General features: G+C 60.0%; 14 protein-coding genes and 1 pseudogene. 7 read left to right on the top strand and 8 right to left on the bottom strand.

Going from position 1 to position 17,873, the window contains the following annotated elements; all coding sequences use genetic code 11:
- The first annotated feature begins 39 nt into the window (after nt 1–39).
- From ACP7BN_RS16535 to ACP7BN_RS16525, 3 genes and pseudogenes are all read left to right on the top strand, one after another.
- Complete coding sequence (locus ACP7BN_RS16535) at nt 40–1,065, top strand: putative 2-aminoethylphosphonate ABC transporter substrate-binding protein (protein WP_426205278.1); 1,026 nt, start codon at nt 40–42, stop codon at nt 1,063–1,065.
- 180 nt (nt 1,066–1,245) lie between these two features.
- Nucleotides 1,246–2,409: a TIGR03364 family FAD-dependent oxidoreductase gene (locus tag ACP7BN_RS16530; RefSeq protein WP_426205277.1), complete on the top strand. Its 1,164-nt coding sequence runs from the start codon at nt 1,246–1,248 to the stop codon at nt 2,407–2,409.
- 17 nt (nt 2,410–2,426) lie between these two features.
- A pseudogene (locus ACP7BN_RS16525) lies at nt 2,427–2,534 on the top strand (phosphohydrolase); the annotation flags it as partial.
- Between the two features lie 126 nt (nt 2,535–2,660).
- Here ACP7BN_RS16525 and ACP7BN_RS16520 read toward each other — a convergent pair.
- Both ACP7BN_RS16520 and ACP7BN_RS16515 read right to left on the bottom strand, forming a co-directional pair.
- Nucleotides 2,661–4,037: a GTPase/DUF3482 domain-containing protein gene (locus ACP7BN_RS16520; RefSeq protein ID WP_426205276.1), complete on the bottom strand. Its 1,377-nt coding sequence runs from the start codon at nt 4,035–4,037 to the stop codon at nt 2,661–2,663.
- Nucleotides 4,030–5,409, bottom strand: a complete 1,380-nt coding sequence (locus ACP7BN_RS16515; RefSeq protein ID WP_426205275.1) for a DUF2868 domain-containing protein — start codon at nt 5,407–5,409, stop codon at nt 4,030–4,032. The genes ACP7BN_RS16520 and ACP7BN_RS16515 overlap by 8 nt, the downstream gene beginning before the upstream one ends.
- An 85-nt stretch (nt 5,410–5,494) precedes the next feature.
- On the opposite strand from ACP7BN_RS16515, the gene ACP7BN_RS16510 reads away from it, so the two are divergent.
- Nucleotides 5,495–6,007, top strand: coding sequence for a dihydrofolate reductase (locus tag ACP7BN_RS16510; RefSeq protein WP_426205274.1), 513 nt, complete (start codon nt 5,495–5,497; stop codon nt 6,005–6,007).
- A 104-nt stretch (nt 6,008–6,111) separates the two neighbouring features.
- On the opposite strand, the gene ACP7BN_RS16505 is transcribed toward ACP7BN_RS16510, so the two are convergent.
- Entirely contained in the window at nt 6,112–7,503 is a 1,392-nt protein-coding gene (locus ACP7BN_RS16505) for an L-cystine transporter (RefSeq protein WP_420647387.1), read from the bottom strand.
- A 239-nt stretch (nt 7,504–7,742) separates the two neighbouring features.
- Here ACP7BN_RS16505 and ACP7BN_RS16500 point away from each other — a divergent pair, with 239 nt between their 5' ends.
- On the top strand, nt 7,743–8,798 hold the full coding sequence (locus ACP7BN_RS16500) for a haloacid dehalogenase-like hydrolase (RefSeq protein ID WP_426205273.1): 1,056 nt from the start codon (nt 7,743–7,745) through the stop codon (nt 8,796–8,798).
- A gap of 191 nt (nt 8,799–8,989) precedes the next feature.
- Here the strand turns inward: ACP7BN_RS16500 and ilvD are convergent, their stop codons facing one another.
- From ilvD to ACP7BN_RS16475, 5 genes are all read right to left on the bottom strand, one after another.
- Entirely contained in the window at nt 8,990–10,831 is a 1,842-nt protein-coding gene (gene ilvD, locus ACP7BN_RS16495; RefSeq protein ID WP_420647385.1) for a dihydroxy-acid dehydratase, read from the bottom strand.
- Between the two features lie 256 nt (nt 10,832–11,087).
- Nucleotides 11,088–12,320, bottom strand: a complete 1,233-nt coding sequence (locus tag ACP7BN_RS16490; RefSeq protein ID WP_426205272.1) for an MFS transporter — start codon at nt 12,318–12,320, stop codon at nt 11,088–11,090.
- The gene (locus ACP7BN_RS16485; protein ID WP_426205271.1) at nt 12,313–13,275 is read right to left on the bottom strand and encodes a diiron oxygenase; all 963 of its coding nucleotides are present in this window, start codon (nt 13,273–13,275) and stop codon (nt 12,313–12,315) included. Before ACP7BN_RS16485 ends, ACP7BN_RS16490 begins: the two co-directional genes overlap by 8 nt.
- Nucleotides 13,272–14,345 carry a SagB family peptide dehydrogenase gene (locus tag ACP7BN_RS16480; RefSeq protein WP_426205340.1) on the bottom strand — a complete coding sequence of 358 codons (1,074 nt, stop codon included), beginning with the start codon at nt 14,343–14,345 and terminating at the stop codon, nt 13,272–13,274. The genes ACP7BN_RS16485 and ACP7BN_RS16480 overlap by 4 nt, the downstream gene beginning before the upstream one ends.
- A 425-nt stretch (nt 14,346–14,770) precedes the next feature.
- Nucleotides 14,771–15,967, bottom strand: a complete 1,197-nt coding sequence (locus tag ACP7BN_RS16475) for a class I SAM-dependent rRNA methyltransferase (protein WP_420647382.1) — start codon at nt 15,965–15,967, stop codon at nt 14,771–14,773.
- A 266-nt stretch (nt 15,968–16,233) separates the two neighbouring features.
- Here ACP7BN_RS16475 and ACP7BN_RS16470 point away from each other — a divergent pair, with 266 nt between their 5' ends.
- Nucleotides 16,234–17,046, top strand: a complete 813-nt coding sequence (locus ACP7BN_RS16470; RefSeq protein WP_426205339.1) for an HDOD domain-containing protein — start codon at nt 16,234–16,236, stop codon at nt 17,044–17,046.
- A 12-nt stretch (nt 17,047–17,058) separates the two neighbouring features.
- Nucleotides 17,059–17,871: a bifunctional DNA-formamidopyrimidine glycosylase/DNA-(apurinic or apyrimidinic site) lyase gene (gene mutM / locus ACP7BN_RS16465; protein ID WP_420647381.1), complete on the top strand. Its 813-nt coding sequence runs from the start codon at nt 17,059–17,061 to the stop codon at nt 17,869–17,871.
- Nucleotides 17,872–17,873 lie beyond the last annotated feature (2 nt).

The following is a 17,873-nucleotide window of genomic DNA, read 5'->3' as shown; positions in this document are numbered from 1 at the left end:
CCTCAACTCACCTCTTTAATCCGAGAAAGGAAACCGATCATGTTCAAGCCTATGGCCCTGGCCGCTGCTGTGCTCGCTACTTTCAGCCTGAACGCCTTCGCGGCGAAAACCGAGTTGACGGTGTACACCGCCCTCGAAGCTGAGCAATTGAAGACTTACAAAGAAGCCTTCGAAAAGGCCAACCCGGAGGTCGAGATCAAGTGGGTGCGCGACTCCACCGGGATCATCACCGCCAAACTGCTTGCCGAGAAAGATCGCCCGCAGGCTGACGCGGTGTGGGGTCTGGCGGCATCCAGTCTGGCGATTCTCGATCAGCAAGGCATGCTGCAAAGCTACGCGCCAAAGGATCTGGACAAGATCGGCGCAAACTACCGCGACGCCGCCAATCCGCCAGCCTGGGTTGGCATGGACGTGTGGGCTGCGACCATTTGCTTCAACACCGTCGAAGCCGAGAAGCAGGGCCTGACCAAACCGGTGAGCTGGCAGGATCTGACCAAGCCTGAATACAAGGGCAAGATCGTCATGCCCAACCCGGCGTCGTCCGGCACCGGTTTCCTCGACGTCAGTGCGTGGCTGCAAACCTTCGGCGAGAAGCAGGGCTGGGCTTACATGGACGGTCTGCACCAGAACATCGGCCAGTACGTTCACTCCGGCTCCAAGCCTTGCAAACTGGCGGCGGCGGGTGAATTTCCGATCGGGATTTCCTTTGAATACCCAGCCGTTCAGCTGAAACGCCAGGGCGCGCCGCTGGACATCATCCTGCCGAAGGAAGGCCTGGGCTGGGAGATCGAAGCGACTGCCGTGATCAAAGGCACCCCGCATGCAGACGCCGCGAAGAAACTGGCTGACTTCTCTGCCAGCGCTGAGGCGATGGATTTGTATAAAGAGAACTTCGCGGTTCTGGCGCAACCGGGCATTGCCAAGCCGCAGACTGAATTGCCTGCGGATTACGAGCAGCGCCTGATCAAGAACGACTTCGCCTGGGCCTCGAAGAATCGCGACGAGATCCTCACCGAGTGGCGCAAGCGCTATGACGGCAAGTCCGAGAAAGTGGTCGCCAAGTAAGATCTTTTTCGACTGTCAGGGCCTCATCGCTGGCAAGCCAGCTCCCACAGGTTTCAAGGTGTCCCCGCAATCGGTGTTCACCACAAAATCTGGGGGAGCAGGTAAGCCCTCCCATATTGACCGGTGCGGAACATACATTTTGTGGACACCGCTGAACCTGTGGGAGCTGGCTTGCCAGCGATGACGGTCTCTCATTCAGAGCACCTCCAGATGACCCAACACAAAGACCTGCTCATCGTCGGCGCCGGAATCCTCGGCCTGTCCCACGCCTACGCCGCCGCCAAACGCGGCCTCAAGGTCGCGGTTTTCGAGCGCACCGCCACTCCCCTTGGCGCCTCGGTGCGCAACTTCGGCCAAGCGCTGGTCACGGGCCAGCCACCCGGGCCGATGCTCGAACTGGCCAAGGCCAGCCGCAAGATCTGGGGCGATTGGGCGCAGCTCGCCGGGCTGCAACTCAAGCGCAACGGCTCGTACCTTTTCGCCCGCACCGAAGCTGAAGAACACTTGCTGGAAGCTTTTTGCGCCGGTCGCGCGGTGGAGCACGACTACCACGTCGACCTGCTGCGCGGTTCGGCATTGCGCGATCTGTATCGCGGCCAGTTCAGCCATCACCGCGCCGCTTTGCACGGGCTGGATGATCAACAGGTGTATTCGCGCGAAGCAATTCCGGCGCTGATCGAGTATCTGCGTCGCGAACTCAACGTCGAGTTTCATTTCTCGACACTGGTGCGCGACGTCGAACCGGGCCGTCTGCACAGCACTGCCGGCATGTTCACGGCCGAACAAATCATCGTCTGTTCCGGTCACGATTATCAGACCCTCATGGCCGAACCGATCGCCGCCCTCAACCCGCAAATCTGTCGCCTGCAAATGCTCCGCGCCCGGCCGCAGGTCAATCTCAACCTGCAACACGCCTTGCTTACCGGCCTCAGCTGCGTGCACTACGGCGCCTTCGCCGACCTGCCGGAAGCGGTAGCGGTGCAGGCGCAGATCCAGCGCGAAGAGCCGCACTTGCAGGAGCACGGTATCCACCTGCTGATCAGCCCGACGCCCTACGGCGAACTGATCATCGGCGACTCTCATCACTACGGCAGCGATCCGTCGCCGTTCAACGCCGAGCAAGTCGATACCTGGATGCTCGAACTGGCCGAGCAAACCCTCGGCTGTAAAGTGCAAGTGCTCGAGCGCTGGCAAGGTGTGTATGGATCGCGCGGGCCGGGACCGTTTTCGTTCCTGCGTCCGGCGCCGGGACTGAGCGTGGCGCTGATGCACACCGGAGTCGGCATGAGCGTTGGCCCGGCGATGGCTGAGCGCAATATCGCGCAGGTGTTGGGGGAGATTTGATGGCGCGTCACGAGCAAGTCAGTTTGCGTATGCGTCAGTGGGATGAAATGGCCAAAGAAATGGCGGTGCCAGTGATCGACCTTGCGGTTTTGAAGGATAAAGCGGCGCGCCTTTTGGCTGCTTAGCTTCAAACCGTGTCGCTGCCATCGCTGGCAAGCCCGCTCCCACAGGAACTTTGGTGTTCACAAGATCTGTGTTCATCGAAGAACACTGTGGGAGCTGGCTTGCCAGCGATGGCGCCAGATCAGACACTACAAATCTGCAGCAAGAGACTCGATCTGCTCCTGTCTTTCCGTCTGATTGAGTTTCGGATGCGGATTCAACGACGACCACTGCGGATGCGCCCGAGCCTTGTGCAGGGCCTCGGGCAACTTGCCTTCGCGCCACGTCTTGTCCTGTGGCGTCGCAACTTGAATGCTCTCCAGCGCCGCATGGCCTCGGGCATTCAGCGCTTGCAGCAGTTGTCGCTGACGCAACGCCAACAGGCGCAAAACATTGTCATCGACGGTCAGTTCACGCTGGCCTCTGATCTTGCCCAGCAGGCGATTGCCGTAACTACGCGCAGTTTGCAGCGCGCCACCGGCAATCGCCCCGGCCAGTGCGGCAGCGCCAAGCGTAATGCCGCCCACCAGCAAATCCACCCCGGCGCCAGCCGCCGCACCCGCAGCGATACCGCCACCCACACGCACACCGAGTTGCTTGAGGGTTTCCGGGTTGAACAGGTCATCACCCCAACGCCCGTCGAGCAACGGCAAATCACTGGCCGCCGCATCCTGTGGACGAAACGCGTAGAGCTTGAGCAGCGCCTCAACGCAACGTTGCTCACGCTGACGCACGGCTTTGCGCAGTTCGCTGATGGCTTGCTGTTCCTGCGCGGCTTCACTGGCCACGCTACGTCGGCACGCGGCGCAGTCGATCAGCAAGTCGGCGATCAGCCGCGCGGCGCTTTGCTCGCGGGCCAAGCGCTGTGCCTGTTGATCGGCGATCAAGCGTTCAAGTTGCGGGCGGGCATTTTCCAGCAGCAGTGCGAGGCTTTCGTACAATCGGCGCTCGCCATCCTCCGGCGGGGCAACGCTGTCGAAACGCACCAGCGCATGCAGACCGAGGCGCGCCAACGCTTCGCGCCAGTCCGGTTCGCGATGGCTGGCGCTGCTGACGAAATTCAGTACCGGCAGCAGCGGTTTGCCGCAACTGGCCAGCACTTCCAGTTCATCGCGGTACTTGGCCAATACCGGTTCGCGGGCGTCGATCACGTACAGGCCAGCGTCGGAGGCCAATAGCTGGCGCAACACTTTGGCTTCCTGTTCGAAACGCTGGCGGGCCTCACTACCGTCGAGAAAACGCGCCAGACGTGCCGGGCCGTCGAGGCGTTCACCGGGGCGCTCCAGCCGTTCAAGAAAGTCGAGCAGGGCGATGGCGTCTTCCAGTCCCGGCGTGTCGTACAGATCGAGCAACGGCTCGCCGTCCACCGACAGCCGCGCGCCCTCGACATGCCGGGTGGTACTCGGCCGGTGCGAGACTTCGCCGAAGCCGACATCGCGCGTCAGCGTGCGCAGCAGCGAGGTTTTGCCGACGTTGGTGTGGCCGACCACCGCGAGTTTCAGCGGCGCTTTGCGGGCGTCAGTCATGTCCGTTCTCCAGCCAGTTCAGCGGCGCACTGTCGGCAAACGGCAGCTCGAGTTGTTGCAATGCCACATGCCAGTCGCCCAGGCGCTCGGCGTCCAGCGCCTGGCCCTGCGGCGGTTGCAGTAGCCAGATCCGCGTGGCCGTGGCATTGCGCGCCAGTTCGGCGATCAGCGCGAGACTGCCGCGATCCGGTGAGCGCTGTGGGTCGCAGGCGATGGCCAGACGCGCGGGCGGGAAGCGGCTGAGTTGTTCGAGGAGTTTGTGGCGCGATTCGCGGCTGTCGAGCACACCGGCATTGCTGACGTTTTTCGGCAGCGCGGGCGGCCACGGACGCTGATCGTCGAGTTCGATGGCCACCAGCAACGCGCCCTCACTGGCGTGTTCGCCGACGCTGCTTTCGACACGGTGCAGATGCTCTGGCGCGGCGTCGGTGATGCCGAGGCGTTCGCTGGTCGGCATCAGGCGTTCGCGTAATTGCGCGTAGCCGGGCAGATTCAGGTCCAGACGCAACGCAGATTTGCCACTGCTCCAGCGCCAGAAGCAAAACAGCGCCAGCAGCAGCCGCGGCAACACGCCGAACACCACCAGCACGCCGACCAGCCAGGTCGCCCAGGCCTGACGCGCACTTTCGATGTCGAGCGCGCCGTCGCCGCTGGCGCGGATCATTTCAACGCTCGGGACGTTGAAGCCGAGCAGCGCCGGCAGCGTGCCGAGGCTCTGGGTCATGTTGATGAAGGTGTCGCCGCTGAGAATCGTGGTCTCCCAGACAAAGCCGTAGCGCCGGGTCGCCATCAGCGTCAGCAGCAAGATCAGCGCACTGAGCATCGCCAACAGCCACAAGCCGTTGACCAAAGTGCCGAGCGCCCAGCGATTGAGTTTCTGGCGTTGCAGCAACAGCAGCAGGGCCGGCGCCAGTTGCGCGGCTTTGGCGTCGCGGGCGAGTTTTTCGCTGAGCCACAGCCACAAACGGCCGAGCGCGGCGCCGTGCTCGCCGGCGAATACCAGCCCCAGCGCCCAGCTCAACAGCAGAAGCAGATTCAGCCCGAGCAGACTGCCCAAGGCCCAGAACACGTTGACCGGAGTTTGCCCGTTGCCCAGTGCGGCGAATGCCAGACCGGCGCCGCTGACAATTGCGACCACCGCGAGCACGATCAGCGCCAGTCGCGCGCCTTGCAGCCAATGTGTGAGGGCCGAAGTCAGCCCGTCACGCTCGGCCAGCCACAAAGCGCGGCGTTGAACACGGCTGGGCAGATCACCGCCGGCCGCACGGGCGAGGCGATTGGCTTCGAGATCGTCCAGAGGCCCGGCGTGTTCTTCGCGCAGGCGGATGGTTTCAGTCAGCCAGAGGTTTTGCAGTGGAGTCAGTTCAGTCACGCGGCATCCCGTCGCTCAATTGAGTCGAGAGCATAACCGCTGTGGCGCTTATCCGGGTAAGCACGGCTCTGGTATCCTCGCCGACATGACTAAATCACTCCCTCTCAGCCTGATCGCAGCCCTCGGTGAAAACCGCGTGATCGGCGTCGACAACAGCATGCCCTGGCACCTGCCGGGCGACTTCAAATACTTCAAGGCCACCACGCTCGGCAAGCCGATCATCATGGGGCGCAAGACCTGGGACTCGCTCGGTCGTCCGTTGCCGGGGCGTTTGAACATCGTGGTCAGCCGTCAGGCCGATCTGGTACTCGAAGGCGCGGAAGTTTTTTCGTCGCTGGAAGCTGCTGTGGTCCGCGCCGAAGAATGGGCGAAAGAGCAGGGCGTCGATGAGCTGATGCTGATTGGCGGGGCGCAGCTGTATGCGCAAGGGCTGGCGCAGGCGGATCGTCTTTATTTGACCCGAGTGGCGCTGAGTCCGGAAGGCGATGCGTGGTTTCCGGAGTTTGATCTGGACCAGTGGAAACTGGTGTCGAACGTGCCGAACCCGGCAGTCGACGACAAGCCGGCGTACAGCTTCGAAGTCTGGGAAAAAGCCTAAATCTGTGGCGAGGGAGCTTGCTCCCGCTGGGCTGCGCAGCAGCCCCAAAATATCAGGGTCGCTTCGCAACCCAGCGGGAGCAAGCTCCCTCGCCACAAGATCATTTAAGCCTGCGCCAACTCCGCATGCTCATCCGCATCCAGCAACGCTTTGTCCGTCTGCTGCATCACCTGACTGGTAATCGCACCCGCGGTAATCGAACCGCTCACGTTCAGCGCCGTGCGACCCATATCAATCAGCGGCTCAACCGAAATCAGCAACGCCACCAGTGAAACCGGCAAACCCATTGCCGGCAGCACGATCAGCGCCGCGAACGTTGCGCCACCACCGACCCCGGCCACACCGGCCGAACTCAGCGTCACAATCGCCACCAGCGTCGCGATCCACAGCGGATCCAGCGGATTGATGCCCACGGTCGGCGCCACCATCACTGCCAACATCGCCGGATACAAACCGGCGCAGCCGTTCTGGCCGATGGTCGCACCGAACGACGCGGCGAAACTCGCAACAGATTGCGGAATGCCCAGACGGCGAGTCTGCGCTTCGATGCTCAACGGAATACTCGCCGCGCTGGAGCGGCTGGTGAACGCGAAGGTCAGCACCGGCCAGATCTTGCGGAAGAAGCGCAGCGGATTGATCCCCGCCGCCGACACCAGTAAGCCATGCACCACGAACATCAGGCCCAGACCGAGGTACGACACCACCACGAAACTGCCGAGCTTGATGATGTCTTGCAGGTTGGAACCGGCCACCACTTTGGTCATCAGCGCCAGCACGCCGTACGGGGTCAGCTTCATCACCAGACGCACCAGACGCATCACCCAGGCTTGCAGGGTGTCGATGGCGTTGATCACTTTTTGACCTTTCTCTACGTCATCCTTGAGCAGTTGCAGCGCCGCTACTCCAAGGAACGCGGCGAAAATCACCACGCTGATGATCGACGTCGGCTTGGCCCGTGCCAGATCGGCGAACGGGTTCTGCGGGATGAACGACAGCAGCAGTTGCGGCACATTCAGGTCGGCGACCTTGCCCGCGTAGTCGTTCTGAATGGTTTGCAGACGAGCCATTTCCTGGGTGCCGGCCACCAGACCTTCAGCGGTCAGGCCGAACAGGTTGGTCAGGCCGATCCCGATCAGCGCCGCAATCGCGGTGGTGAACAGCAGCGTGCCGATGGTCAGGAAGCTGATCTTGCCCAGCGACGAAGCGTTGTGCAGGCGCGCCACCGCGCTGAGGATCGAGGCGAACACCAGCGGGATCACGATCATTTGCAGCAGTTGCACGTAACCGTTGCCGACCAGATCGAACCAACTGATGGAGGCTTTGAGCACCGGGTTGCCAGCACCGTAAATCGTGTGCAATGCGACACCGAACGCAACGCCGAGCACCAGCGCGAGCAGGACTTTTTTCGCCAGACTCCACGAAGTGTGGCGGGTTTGCGCCAGACCGAAGAGCAGGGCGAGGAACACCAGCAGATTGAGGATCAGCGGCAGATTCATGAAAACTCCGATATGACTGTGTCAGTCGCATTCTTGGGCAACTGCGAACCGGCAAGCCTAACAGCTTGATTTCCATTGATTTAATACCTAAATCGCAGGTCGTCCGTCGTTTTTGGAATAAGCGCGTGTCGTTCTCGGGGATGCATTTGGCGCGATGGGGACGTGCACGGTCGCTGACAGACGAGGACTGTCACACATATTTGTTAGCGTCGATCTCTTTGAGTCAGGGAGATCCATTGATGAAATTTGCACCGAAATTTCTCGCCGCAGCACTGTGCCTTGGCCTCGCCGGCCAGGTGTTCGCCACCGACCTCAAGCACTGGCCGGCGGATCAGGCCAAGGCGCTGGACGCGATGATCGCGGCCAATGCCAACAAGGGTAACTACGCGGTGTTCGACATGGACAACACCAGCTACCGCTACGACCTCGAAGAATCGCTGCTGCCGTTCATGGAAAACAAGGGCCTGATCACCCGCGACAAGCTCGATCCCTCCCTGAAACTGATGCCGTTCAAAGACACTGCCGAGCACAAGGAAAGCCTGTTCAGCTACTACTACCGTCTCTGCGAAGTCGACGACATGGTCTGCTATCCGTGGGTGGCGCAGGTGTTCTCCGGCTTCACCCTCAAGGAACTCAAGGGCTACGTCGATGAGCTGATGGCCTCGGGCAAACCGGTGCCAGCGACTTATTACGAAGGCGACGTGGTGAAGACGCTCGACGTCAATCCGCCGAAGATCTTCACCGGGCAAAAAGAGCTCTACAACAAGCTGATGGAGAACGGCATCGAGGTCTACGTGATGACCGCCGCTTCCGAAGAACTGGTGCGCATGGTCGCGGCCGATCCGAAGTATGGCTACAACGTCAAACCGCAGAACGTGATCGGCGTGACCACGCTGCTGAAGAACCGCGAGACCGGCGAACTGACCACCGCGCGCAAGCAGATCACCGCCGGAAAATATGACGAGAAAGCCAATCTCGGCCTCGAACTGACGCCCTACCTGTGGACACCCGCGACCTGGATGGCCGGCAAACACGCGGCGATCCTGACCTACATCGACGAATGGAAAAAACCGGTACTGGTGGGCGGCGACACTCCGACGAGCGACGGCTACATGCTGTTCCACGATGTTGACGTGGCCAAGGGTGGCATCCACTTGTGGATCAACCGCAAGGACAAATACATGACCCAGCTCAACGGCATGATGGCCAAACACGCGGCGGCGCAGGCCAAAGAAGGCTTGCCGGTGACGGCGGACAAGAACTGGGTGATCGTCAAACCAGAAGAAATCCAGTAAAACCGAGTTGATCCAATCGCGGGCAAGCCCGCTCCCACATGGATGTAGGGTGCTCACACGATGTGTGTTTCACCTTGGACTCTGTGGGAGCTGGCTTGCCAGCGATGGGGCACTCACGGTTACGCATAAAATCGATCGGGCAAAAAAATGCCCCGCATTTGGCGGGGCATTTTTGTTTCTGCGATTGACGCTTACAACCCGTCGAGCATCGCTTTGTCGCGTACAGCACCCTTGTCGGCGCTGGTCGCCAGCAGGGCGTAGGCCTTGAGGGCTGTGGTGACTTTGCGTGGACGGATCTCCACCGGCTTCCAGCCTTTCTTGTCCTGCTCGACCCGGCGCGCGGCCAGTTCTTCGTCGCTGATCAACAGGTTGATCGAGCGGTTCGGAATGTCGATCAGCACTTTGTCGCCATCTTGCACCAGACCAATCGCACCGCCGGCGGCGGCTTCTGGCGAAGCGTGGCCGATCGACAGACCGGAAGTACCGCCGGAGAAACGGCCATCGGTGAGCAGAGCGCAAGCTTTGCCCAATCCTTTGGACTTCAGGTACGACGTCGGGTAGAGCATTTCCTGCATGCCCGGGCCGCCCTTCGGACCTTCGTAGCGAATGATGACGATGTCGCCTTCCTTCACTTCGTCGGCAAGGATGCCGCGTACCGCGCTGTCCTGGCTTTCGAAGATCTTCGCATTGCCTTCGAACACGTGGATCGACTCGTCGACACCGGCGGTTTTCACCACGCAGCCATCGAGTGCGATGTTGCCGTAAAGCACGGCCAGGCCACCTTCTTTCGAATAGGCGTGTTCGAAGCTGCGGATGCAGCCGTTTTCACGGTCGTCGTCGAGGCTTTCCCAACGGGTCGACTGGCTGAAAGCGGTCTGCGTTGGAATGCCCCCCGGGCCGGCCTTGAAGAAGTGATGCACGGCTTCGTCGTCAGTCTGGGTGATGTCCCACTTGGCGATGGCTTCTTCCATGCTGCGGCTGTGCACGGTCGGCAGGTCGGTGTGCAGCAGGCCGCCACGGGCCAGCGAACCGAGGATGCTGAAGATGCCGCCAGCACGGTGCACGTCCTCCATGTGGTACTTCTGGATGTTCGGCGCGACTTTGCACAGTTGCGGCACGATGCGCGACAGGCGATCGATGTCGCGCAGGTCGAAGTCGATCTCGGCTTCCTGGGCGGCAGCGAGCAAGTGCAGGATGGTGTTGGTCGAACCGCCCATGGCGATGTCGAGCATCATCGCGTTCTCGAACGCCTTGAAGTTGGCGATGTTGCGCGGCAATACCGACTCGTCGTTCTCGGTGTAGTAGCGCTTGCACAGTTCGACGATGGTGCGGCCAGCCTGCAGGAACAGTTGCTCGCGGTCGCTGTGGGTGGCAAGGGTCGAGCCATTGCCGGGCAATGCCAGGCCGAGGGCTTCGGTCAGGCAGTTCATCGAGTTGGCGGTGAACATGCCGGAGCACGAACCACAGGTCGGGCAAGCGCTGCGCTCGTACTCGGCAACCTTCTCGTCAGAAGCGCTGGAGTCGGCGGCGATGACCATTGCATCGACGAGGTCGAGGCCGTGGCTGGCCAGTTTGGTCTTGCCGGCTTCCATCGGACCGCCGGAAACGAAGATCACCGGAATGTTCAGGCGCAAAGCAGCCATCAGCATGCCCGGGGTGATCTTGTCGCAGTTCGAGATGCACACGATGGCGTCGGCGCAGTGGGCGTTGACCATGTACTCGACGGAGTCGGCGATGATCTCGCGGCTCGGCAGCGAATAGAGCATGCCGTCGTGGCCCATGGCGATGCCGTCATCGACGGCGATGGTGTTGAATTCTTTCGCCACGCCACCGGCGCGTTCGATTTCGCGAGCTACCAGCTGACCCAGATCCTTCAGGTGCACATGACCCGGTACGAACTGAGTGAACGAGTTGGCAATCGCGATGATCGGCTTTTTGAAGTCGTCATCTTTCATCCCGGTGGCGCGCCACAGTGCGCGGGCGCCGGCCATGTTGCGGCCGTGGGTGGATGTTTTCGAGCGGTAATCTGGCATGGAGCACTCCGGGCGGCTAATCACATAACAAAGGGGAGTGAGCTTCTATTGACGTCTGGAACACTCAGAAATGGCCGTGTGTCCTGATGTTGCCGATGACGTTGCGGGATCGCCGCTGGTCTCAGCCTGAGCTCATAAACCCGCCGGGGGATGAATGGCGATGAATCTGGCGATTCTACACCGCTGGCGTCAGGAGGGAATGGCGCAAAGCGTGCTTCCAGCGGTGACGCAGCGTGTGAGATGACGACCGGCAGGATTAATCGCTGCCCGGTTGCGCGATGGAATTTGCCTCGGAGCTTTTGCCGCGGCGGCTAATCTGGCTGTTCAACGCCAGTGCCACGCTGCTGAGAATGACGAAGCAGTAGCCCAGCGTAGATTGGAGATTCGCCGGACTCAGGCTGATCAACGCGCTGATCAAACCGCCGCAGATAAAGATCAGCGTACTGCCGGCCGACGCCGAGGTGCCGGCGTTGTCGGGGAACATGCCCATTGCTCGGGAGGTGGCGGCCGGACGCGCGATAGTGGTGCCGGCGGTGCAGACCAGCATCGGGATCAGCACGGTGGCCGCTGCCAGTTCGAAGTTGGCTGCGAGATAGAGCATGACCAGTCCTGACAGCAGGATCAGGCTCAACCCGACGACAATCTGCTGACCCGCGGCGATCCTTCTACTGAGCACGGTGGCGATGATGCCGCCGACCACATATGCCGCACCGTAGATAAGCAGGATCAATGAAAAGTCATAGGCCGACAGTTGCAGATGATCCATGAAAATCAGCGGCGAAATCACGATGAAAGAAAAATGGCAGGCAAACGCGAACGCCGAGATCAGCCAATAGCCGACGAAATCAAAATCGCCCAGCACGCGGCGATAGGCCTTGAGAAAGTTTGTGCGAGTACCGCGGACGGCAGGACGGCTGTTATCCAGAAATAGCCAGGCCTTGATCAATACCAGCGCCGCCAACACAGTGAAAACCCAAAAACTGCCGCGCCAGCCGAGGGTCGCCTGGAGAAACGTGCCGGCCAACGGGGACACCGAGATGAAGACCCCGGTGGCGGTGACCATCAGGATGCGCAGGCGGTCACGTTCTTCACCTTCAAACAGATCCTGCACCAGTGCCTGAGACAGAACGAAACAGCCGCAGCCCAATGCCTGCACCACGCGGAACATCAGGAACAGCGAGTAATCATTGGTCATCACACATCCCATGGCACCCAGCATCGAAACCGTCATGCCCGCGAGCAACAGACCTTTGCGTCCGATCACGTCGGACAGCGGGCCGATCAGCAATTGCGCAAATGCAATGCCGACGGCAAACAGGCTGATCGACAGTGCGATGTCTGCCGGCGTGCGACTGAAGTGTTCTGCCAGTGCCGGAAACGACGGTAGCAGGACATCCAGCGGAAACACGCCGAGCAAGACCATCGCCAACAGCAGACTGACCGCCGCACGGCGTTGCCCTGGAGTTACCGCAGATTTTCCGTCATCCATGGATCAGTCCTGCTTTGGCAAAAAGTGTCTGGTTTTGAGGCGACGCGAAAAATCCGGCTTTTCTCAGGGCGTCTAGCGTAGCGATGGCGCCAGAACGTGCGCGCAAGCGACAGGCTTGCTCAGTGGCCATGCCACCGACAATTTGCAGCAGCGCATTGTCGGCAATCCCGGCACCGCTCAGGCTTTGTTGCAGCCAAGGCTCATCGACCTCAAAGAATATGCCGATGATTTCCAGCAGCATTCTCGCGGTGAAGGTGCGCTGGCGGCTGTCGAGGCCGGGCCACAGGTGCTGAAACACCTCGGCGAAATACCGGCTGTGCCGGGCCTCGTCGGTGAGGTGATCGCGCAGCATCTCGCTGACATTGGATACCAGACTGTCGCGGCACACGTCGAGCAGCTCGCGAGCAATGATGGTTTCCGAGACGAAACCGAGCAGAAACCAAGCCAGTGATTTGTGCTTTTGCGGTGTGCGAGCGATCAGCGCGTTCATGCGGGTAATGCGTCGGGGCATCGCCGGACGGTCGCTGATGCCATAGAAGTCGGCAATCTGCTCGGCAACCTGACTGGAAAACAATGCGTGGTAGCCCTCGTCGGTGTACAGCTGCAGCGCAGCGGTTTTCATCTGTAACGGAACGGCGGCAGGCAGCTCGCCGTGGACAATCACTTCCACGGCGCGATTGACGATGCGGTGTTCGAGCAACGTGGTGTAGTCGAGAAAGTGCACCAGATGATTGGCTGTCAGCCGGTGCAAGACGCTGGGACCGGCTTGCTGGATGATCGGGTGCGCCAGATAAGGCAAGAATCCAGGGGGGAACCAGTGGCGGGTTTTCAGTTGCAGCTCCACGTCGTCCGGCAACTGGTAGTCGTGGACACTGATGCGTACCGAGGCGCGGTTATTCCAGTCCCCGAGTGTGAAGCGCTGCGCTGCGTCCGGGACCTCCTTGAAGGCACTCACGGCTGCGCCACTTGCAGCAAGTCGCGCATTTCCTGACACATCGCCTGTCCATCGCTTGCACCGCAACCGACGAAGAATAATGGTTGTTCCGCGCTGCCCGAGGTTTTCAACAATGCTTCGACCTGATCATCGGCGAATGCACCGGTGAGCCAGGTGTTCATGCCAAGTGCCGTGGCCACCAGTTGGAAGGTCTGTGACAGATGCCCGGCTTCAACGAAGGCCATTCGGTAAGCACGCGAATGCTGGTACTTCCACCAGAGACGATCAAGGCGGGCGGTGATGAACAGACCCAGCGGCAGGTTGTTGATGAAATGCTGGCCAGCCAGGAGATTGCCCAGCGGCTCGCTCGGCAATTGATCGACGAAGCTCAAGGCGTGCTCTGCGGGATGATAGGCGTAGACCCCGGGTGCCAGTCCATCGACGTGCTGCACCAGCAGAAAGCCGTTGCAGGCATTGAGACCGCCGCCGGAAGGACTGCTTCGGCGCGCACTCAGGCCTTCGGCAATGCTCGGGTCGCAAGCGCTATCGCGCTCGCGCAAATAGCCGAGGGTCAGGTAGAGCAGGGTGCCGACGTCTTGCAGGGAAATCGCGGCGCCAGTGAAGGAACGGCAGGTTTTTCTCTGCATCAGCGCGTTCCGAAAACTGTCGTTGTTCAGCGCGGCGAGTGCGGGTAAAGCGATAAGGTCTCGCGGAGAATGATCCGCGCGAACTGGCGCAGCAGGTGAAGTGGCTAGCACCTCTGTGCAATGTTCCAGATATTGCCTGGACCATTCTTGAATATTTTGTGGGGTATGTTCGCAGGGAATATTTTGCGTGCCGATATGATAAATCTTCGACAGTTCATCCCAGCCCCAGGCAGGGCAGTCAATTTTAGATGTGGTCAGTATTTGTGCATCTAAAAGTTCTGTATCAATAATATTATTGATATCAAACAAGTTCGGGTTGTTAATGAGTTGTGCCAGGCGAGTGGAGTAATTCAGATCAAGTTCATGTTGCGTGTGATCTTTGTAGTTCCAGACTATTTGGCCGGGTGTGCAGGGCAATATGAATAAATAAGGATTTATGTGCATGTTCATACAAGGCGCTCTGGATTGGGTATAAGGCGCTGGGGCGCCGGCCGTCCCCAGCGTCTCTATTACTTAGCGGGCTTTAGGCGCAACCAGAAAAGCCAGGTTTGCGATTTTGCCGGATTCCAGAGTAATTGCTTTCATGTTTGAACTCCTTGTTCATTGATTAGTTGAGCCACCTCGTGGTGACAACTCAATCATAGTTTGTAATGGATTAATGGCAAGCAGATATTGAGTAGGAATATTCCAGTAATTTTGTCGGAGTGATCTTTGGTTTGGAATAGTTGTGTCAGTTAAATATGAGTAATTAACAAATTTAAGGAAATGTCCTGCACGCCATCAGGACGACTAGTGTAGGAACACAAAGTAGTAAAAAGCAGAAAGGGAGCCCGCAGGCTCCCTTTCTGGTGTCATCAATCCCGCAGGAATCAGCTGTTAGGCAGCAGGCGGCAGGTGATGCTCTTGATGTAGCGGGTTTCGGCAATCGCCGGGTGCACCGGGTGATCCGGGCCCTGACCGCCACGCTCCAGCAACTGAATATTACGATCCAGGTGACGGGCGCTGGTCAACAGGATGTTCTGCAGGTCGTCTTCCGGCAGGTGCATCGAGCACGAAGCGCTGAACAGAATGCCGTCCTTGGTGAGCAGGCGCATGGCTTGCTCGTTCAGACGACGGTAAGCGCCTTCGCCGTTTTTCATGTCCTTCTTGCGTTTGATGAATGCAGGCGGATCGGCAACGATCACGTCGAAGCGCTCTTCGCTGGCTTTCAGTTCTTTCAGTGCTTCAAAGACGTCGCCTTCGATGCAGGTCATTTTCTCGGCAACGCCGTTCAGCGCAGCGTTGCGCTCAACGCCGTCAAGGGCGAAGGCCGAAGCGTCGACGCAGAACACTTCGCTGGCGCCGAATGCGGCAGCCTGCACGCCCCAGCCACCGATGTAGCTATAAAGGTCGAGCACGCGTTTGCCTTTGGCGTAAGGGGCCAGGCGCGCGCGATTCATGCGGTGATCGTAGAACCAGCCGGTTTTCTGACCCTGAATCACCGGGGCTTCGAATTTCACGCCGTTCTCTTCCAGCGCAACCCACTCCGGCACTAGGCCGAACACGGTTTCGACGTAGCGGTTGAGGCCTTCGGCGTCACGCGCAGCGGAGTCGTTCTTGAACAGAATGCCGCTCGGCTTGAGCACTTGGGTCAGTGCAGCAATCACGTCATCTTTATGCGCTTCCATGGTGGCCGAGGCGATCTGCACCACGAGGATATCGCCGAAACGGTCGACTACCAGACCCGGCAGCAGGTCGGAATCGCCGTAAACCAGGCGATAGAACGGCTTGTCGAACAGGCGATCTCGCAGCGAGAGAGCGACGTTGATGCGGTGCACCAGCAGCGACTTGTCCAGCGGCAGCTTGATATCGCGCGACACCAGACGAGCGCAGATCAGATTGTTCGGGCTCATCGCGACGATGCCCAGCGGCTTGCCGCCGGCAGCTTCGAGGATGGCCTGGTCGCCGGCCTTGAAGCCGTGCAATGGCGTGGCAGCCACGTCGATTTCGTTGCTGTAGACCCACAAGTGGCCGTTTCGCAGGCGTCGGTCGGCGTTGGCTTTGAGGCGCAGGCTAGGCAGGGACATGACGTCGCTCCGGAAAAAAGAGCGGGAGTATACCGTGTTGCGCCGCGTGCAGGTTCGGCGCAGGACATGCGGCACCCGAGTCGGCCCGCAAATCTGGTCAGGCGAAATCCTCGGCATGGTCTTGAATGAAAGTTTTGCGCTGATCTGCCGCTCATTTGTCGCCTGGCGGTTTTTAGCGGTTAGAATCGCCGCCTGTCCCAGAGTGTGTACTTATGTCCCAAGAGCTGACCACTGAACAGATCCAACAGTCCCTGCAAGGCATCAGCGTGCCGGCGCAGCCGCAGATCATGGTGGATCTGCAAATGGAGCAATACATGCCCGACCCGGACCTGGAGGTGATCGCCAAGCTGATCGCTCAGGACCCCGGCCTGTCCGGCGCGCTGCTGAAAATCGTCAACTCGCCGTATTACGGCTTGAGCAACAAGATCACCTCGATTCAGCGTGCCGTTAACCTGCTGGGCAGTCGTTCGATCATCAATCTGATCAATGCGCAGTCGATCAAGGGCGAGATGAATGACGACACCATCGTCACCCTCAACCGTTTCTGGGACACCGCTCAGGATGTGGCGATGACTTGCCTGACGCTGGCCAAGCGCATCGGCACTCAGGCCGGCGACGAAGCCTACGCCTTGGGTCTGTTCCACGATTGCGGCGTGCCGTTGATGTTGCAGCGCTTCCCCAATTACATGCAGGTGCTGGAAAAGGCTTATGCCAATGCCAGCGCCGAATGCCGGGTGGTGGACACCGAAAACAGCGAGTTCAACACCAACCACGCCGTGGTCGGCTATTACACCGCCAAATCCTGGCGCCTGCCGGAGCACGTCAGCACGGCGATTGCCAATCACCACAATGCCTTGGCGATTTTCAGCGACGAGTCGTCGCGCAACAGTCAGATGAAGAACCTGTTGGCGATTCTGAAAATGGCCGAGCACATCTGCGCGTCGTATCGGGTGCTGGGCGGTCAGACCGAAGACTTCGAATGGAAGGCTGTCGGGCCGCTGGTGCTCGATTATGTCGGCCTGTCGGAATACGATTTTGAAACCCTGAAACAAACGATCCGCGACCTCGGCGCGCATTGATTCGAGAAGCCCATGCCTGAATTGCCGGAAGTCGAAACCACCCGTCGCGGTATTGCGCCGCATCTGGAAGGCCAACGAGTCAGCCGAGTAATCGTGCGTGACCGGCGACTGCGCTGGCCGATCCCGGAAGACCTCGATGTGCGCCTGTCCGGGCAGCGCATCGTGCTGGTCGAGCGGCGGGCCAAGTATCTGTTGATCAAGGCCGAAGTCGGTACGTTGATCAGCCACTTGGGCATGTCTGGAAATTTGCGGCTGGTCGAGGCCGGGCTGCCGGCGGCCAAGCATGAGCATGTGGATATCGAACTCGAGTCCGGTCTGGCGCTGCGTTATACCGATCCGCGCCGCTTCGGGGCGATGCTCTGGAGTCTCGATCCGCTCAATCACGAACTGCTGATTCGCCTTGGCCCTGAGCCGTTGACCGATCTGTTCGACGGCGAACGGCTGTTTCAACTGTCGCGCGGGCGTTCGATGGCGGTCAAGCCGTTCATCATGGACAACGCGGTGGTGGTCGGCGTCGGCAATATTTACGCGACCGAAGCGCTGTTTGCCGCCGGGATAGACCCGCGTCGCGAGGCCAAAAGTATTTCCCGCGCGCGCTATCTGAAACTGGCGATCGAGATCAAACGCATCCTGGCGGCGGCCATCGAGCGCGGCGGCACCACATTGCGCGATTTCATTGGTGGCGACGGTCAGCCGGGGTATTTCCAGCAGGAGTTGTTTGTCTATGGCCGCGGCAACGAGCACTGCAAAGTCTGCGGCACCGGTCTGCGCGAAATGAAGCTCGGGCAACGCAACAGCGTCTGGTGCCCGCGCTGCCAGACTTGAGC

The sequence above is a fragment of the Pseudomonas sp. TWP3-1 genome (assembly GCF_049896625.1).
In the GTDB taxonomy this organism is placed as follows: domain Bacteria; phylum Pseudomonadota; class Gammaproteobacteria; order Pseudomonadales; family Pseudomonadaceae; genus Aquipseudomonas.
The sequence above is the reverse complement of the archived record's forward strand: the minus strand, read 5'-3'. Positions and strand labels throughout refer to the sequence as shown.

Bases quoted from the DNA above. Each gene is read 5' to 3' on its own strand.
- ACP7BN_RS16510 (WP_426205274.1), top strand. From the start codon at position 5,495: ATGACTAAATCACTCCCTCTCAGCCTGATCGCAGCCCTCGGTGAAAAC.
- ACP7BN_RS16535 (WP_426205278.1), top strand. From the start codon at position 40: ATGTTCAAGCCTATGGCCCTGGCCGCTGCTGTGCTCGCTACTTTCAGC.
- ilvD (WP_420647385.1), bottom strand. From the start codon at position 10,831: ATGCCAGATTACCGCTCGAAAACATCCACCCACGGCCGCAACATGGCC.
- ACP7BN_RS16520 (WP_426205276.1), bottom strand. From the start codon at position 4,037: ATGACTGACGCCCGCAAAGCGCCGCTGAAACTCGCGGTGGTCGGCCAC.
- ACP7BN_RS16475 (WP_420647382.1), bottom strand. From the start codon at position 15,967: ATGTCCCTGCCTAGCCTGCGCCTCAAAGCCAACGCCGACCGACGCCTG.
- ACP7BN_RS16490 (WP_426205272.1), bottom strand. From the start codon at position 12,320: ATGGATGACGGAAAATCTGCGGTAACTCCAGGGCAACGCCGTGCGGCG.
- ACP7BN_RS16530 (WP_426205277.1), top strand. From the start codon at position 1,246: ATGACGGTCTCTCATTCAGAGCACCTCCAGATGACCCAACACAAAGAC.
- ACP7BN_RS16500 (WP_426205273.1), top strand. From the start codon at position 7,743: ATGAAATTTGCACCGAAATTTCTCGCCGCAGCACTGTGCCTTGGCCTC.
- ACP7BN_RS16505 (WP_420647387.1), bottom strand. From the start codon at position 7,503: ATGAATCTGCCGCTGATCCTCAATCTGCTGGTGTTCCTCGCCCTGCTC.
- ACP7BN_RS16480 (WP_426205340.1), bottom strand. From the start codon at position 14,345: ATGCACATAAATCCTTATTTATTCATATTGCCCTGCACACCCGGCCAA.
- mutM (WP_420647381.1), top strand. From the start codon at position 17,059: ATGCCTGAATTGCCGGAAGTCGAAACCACCCGTCGCGGTATTGCGCCG.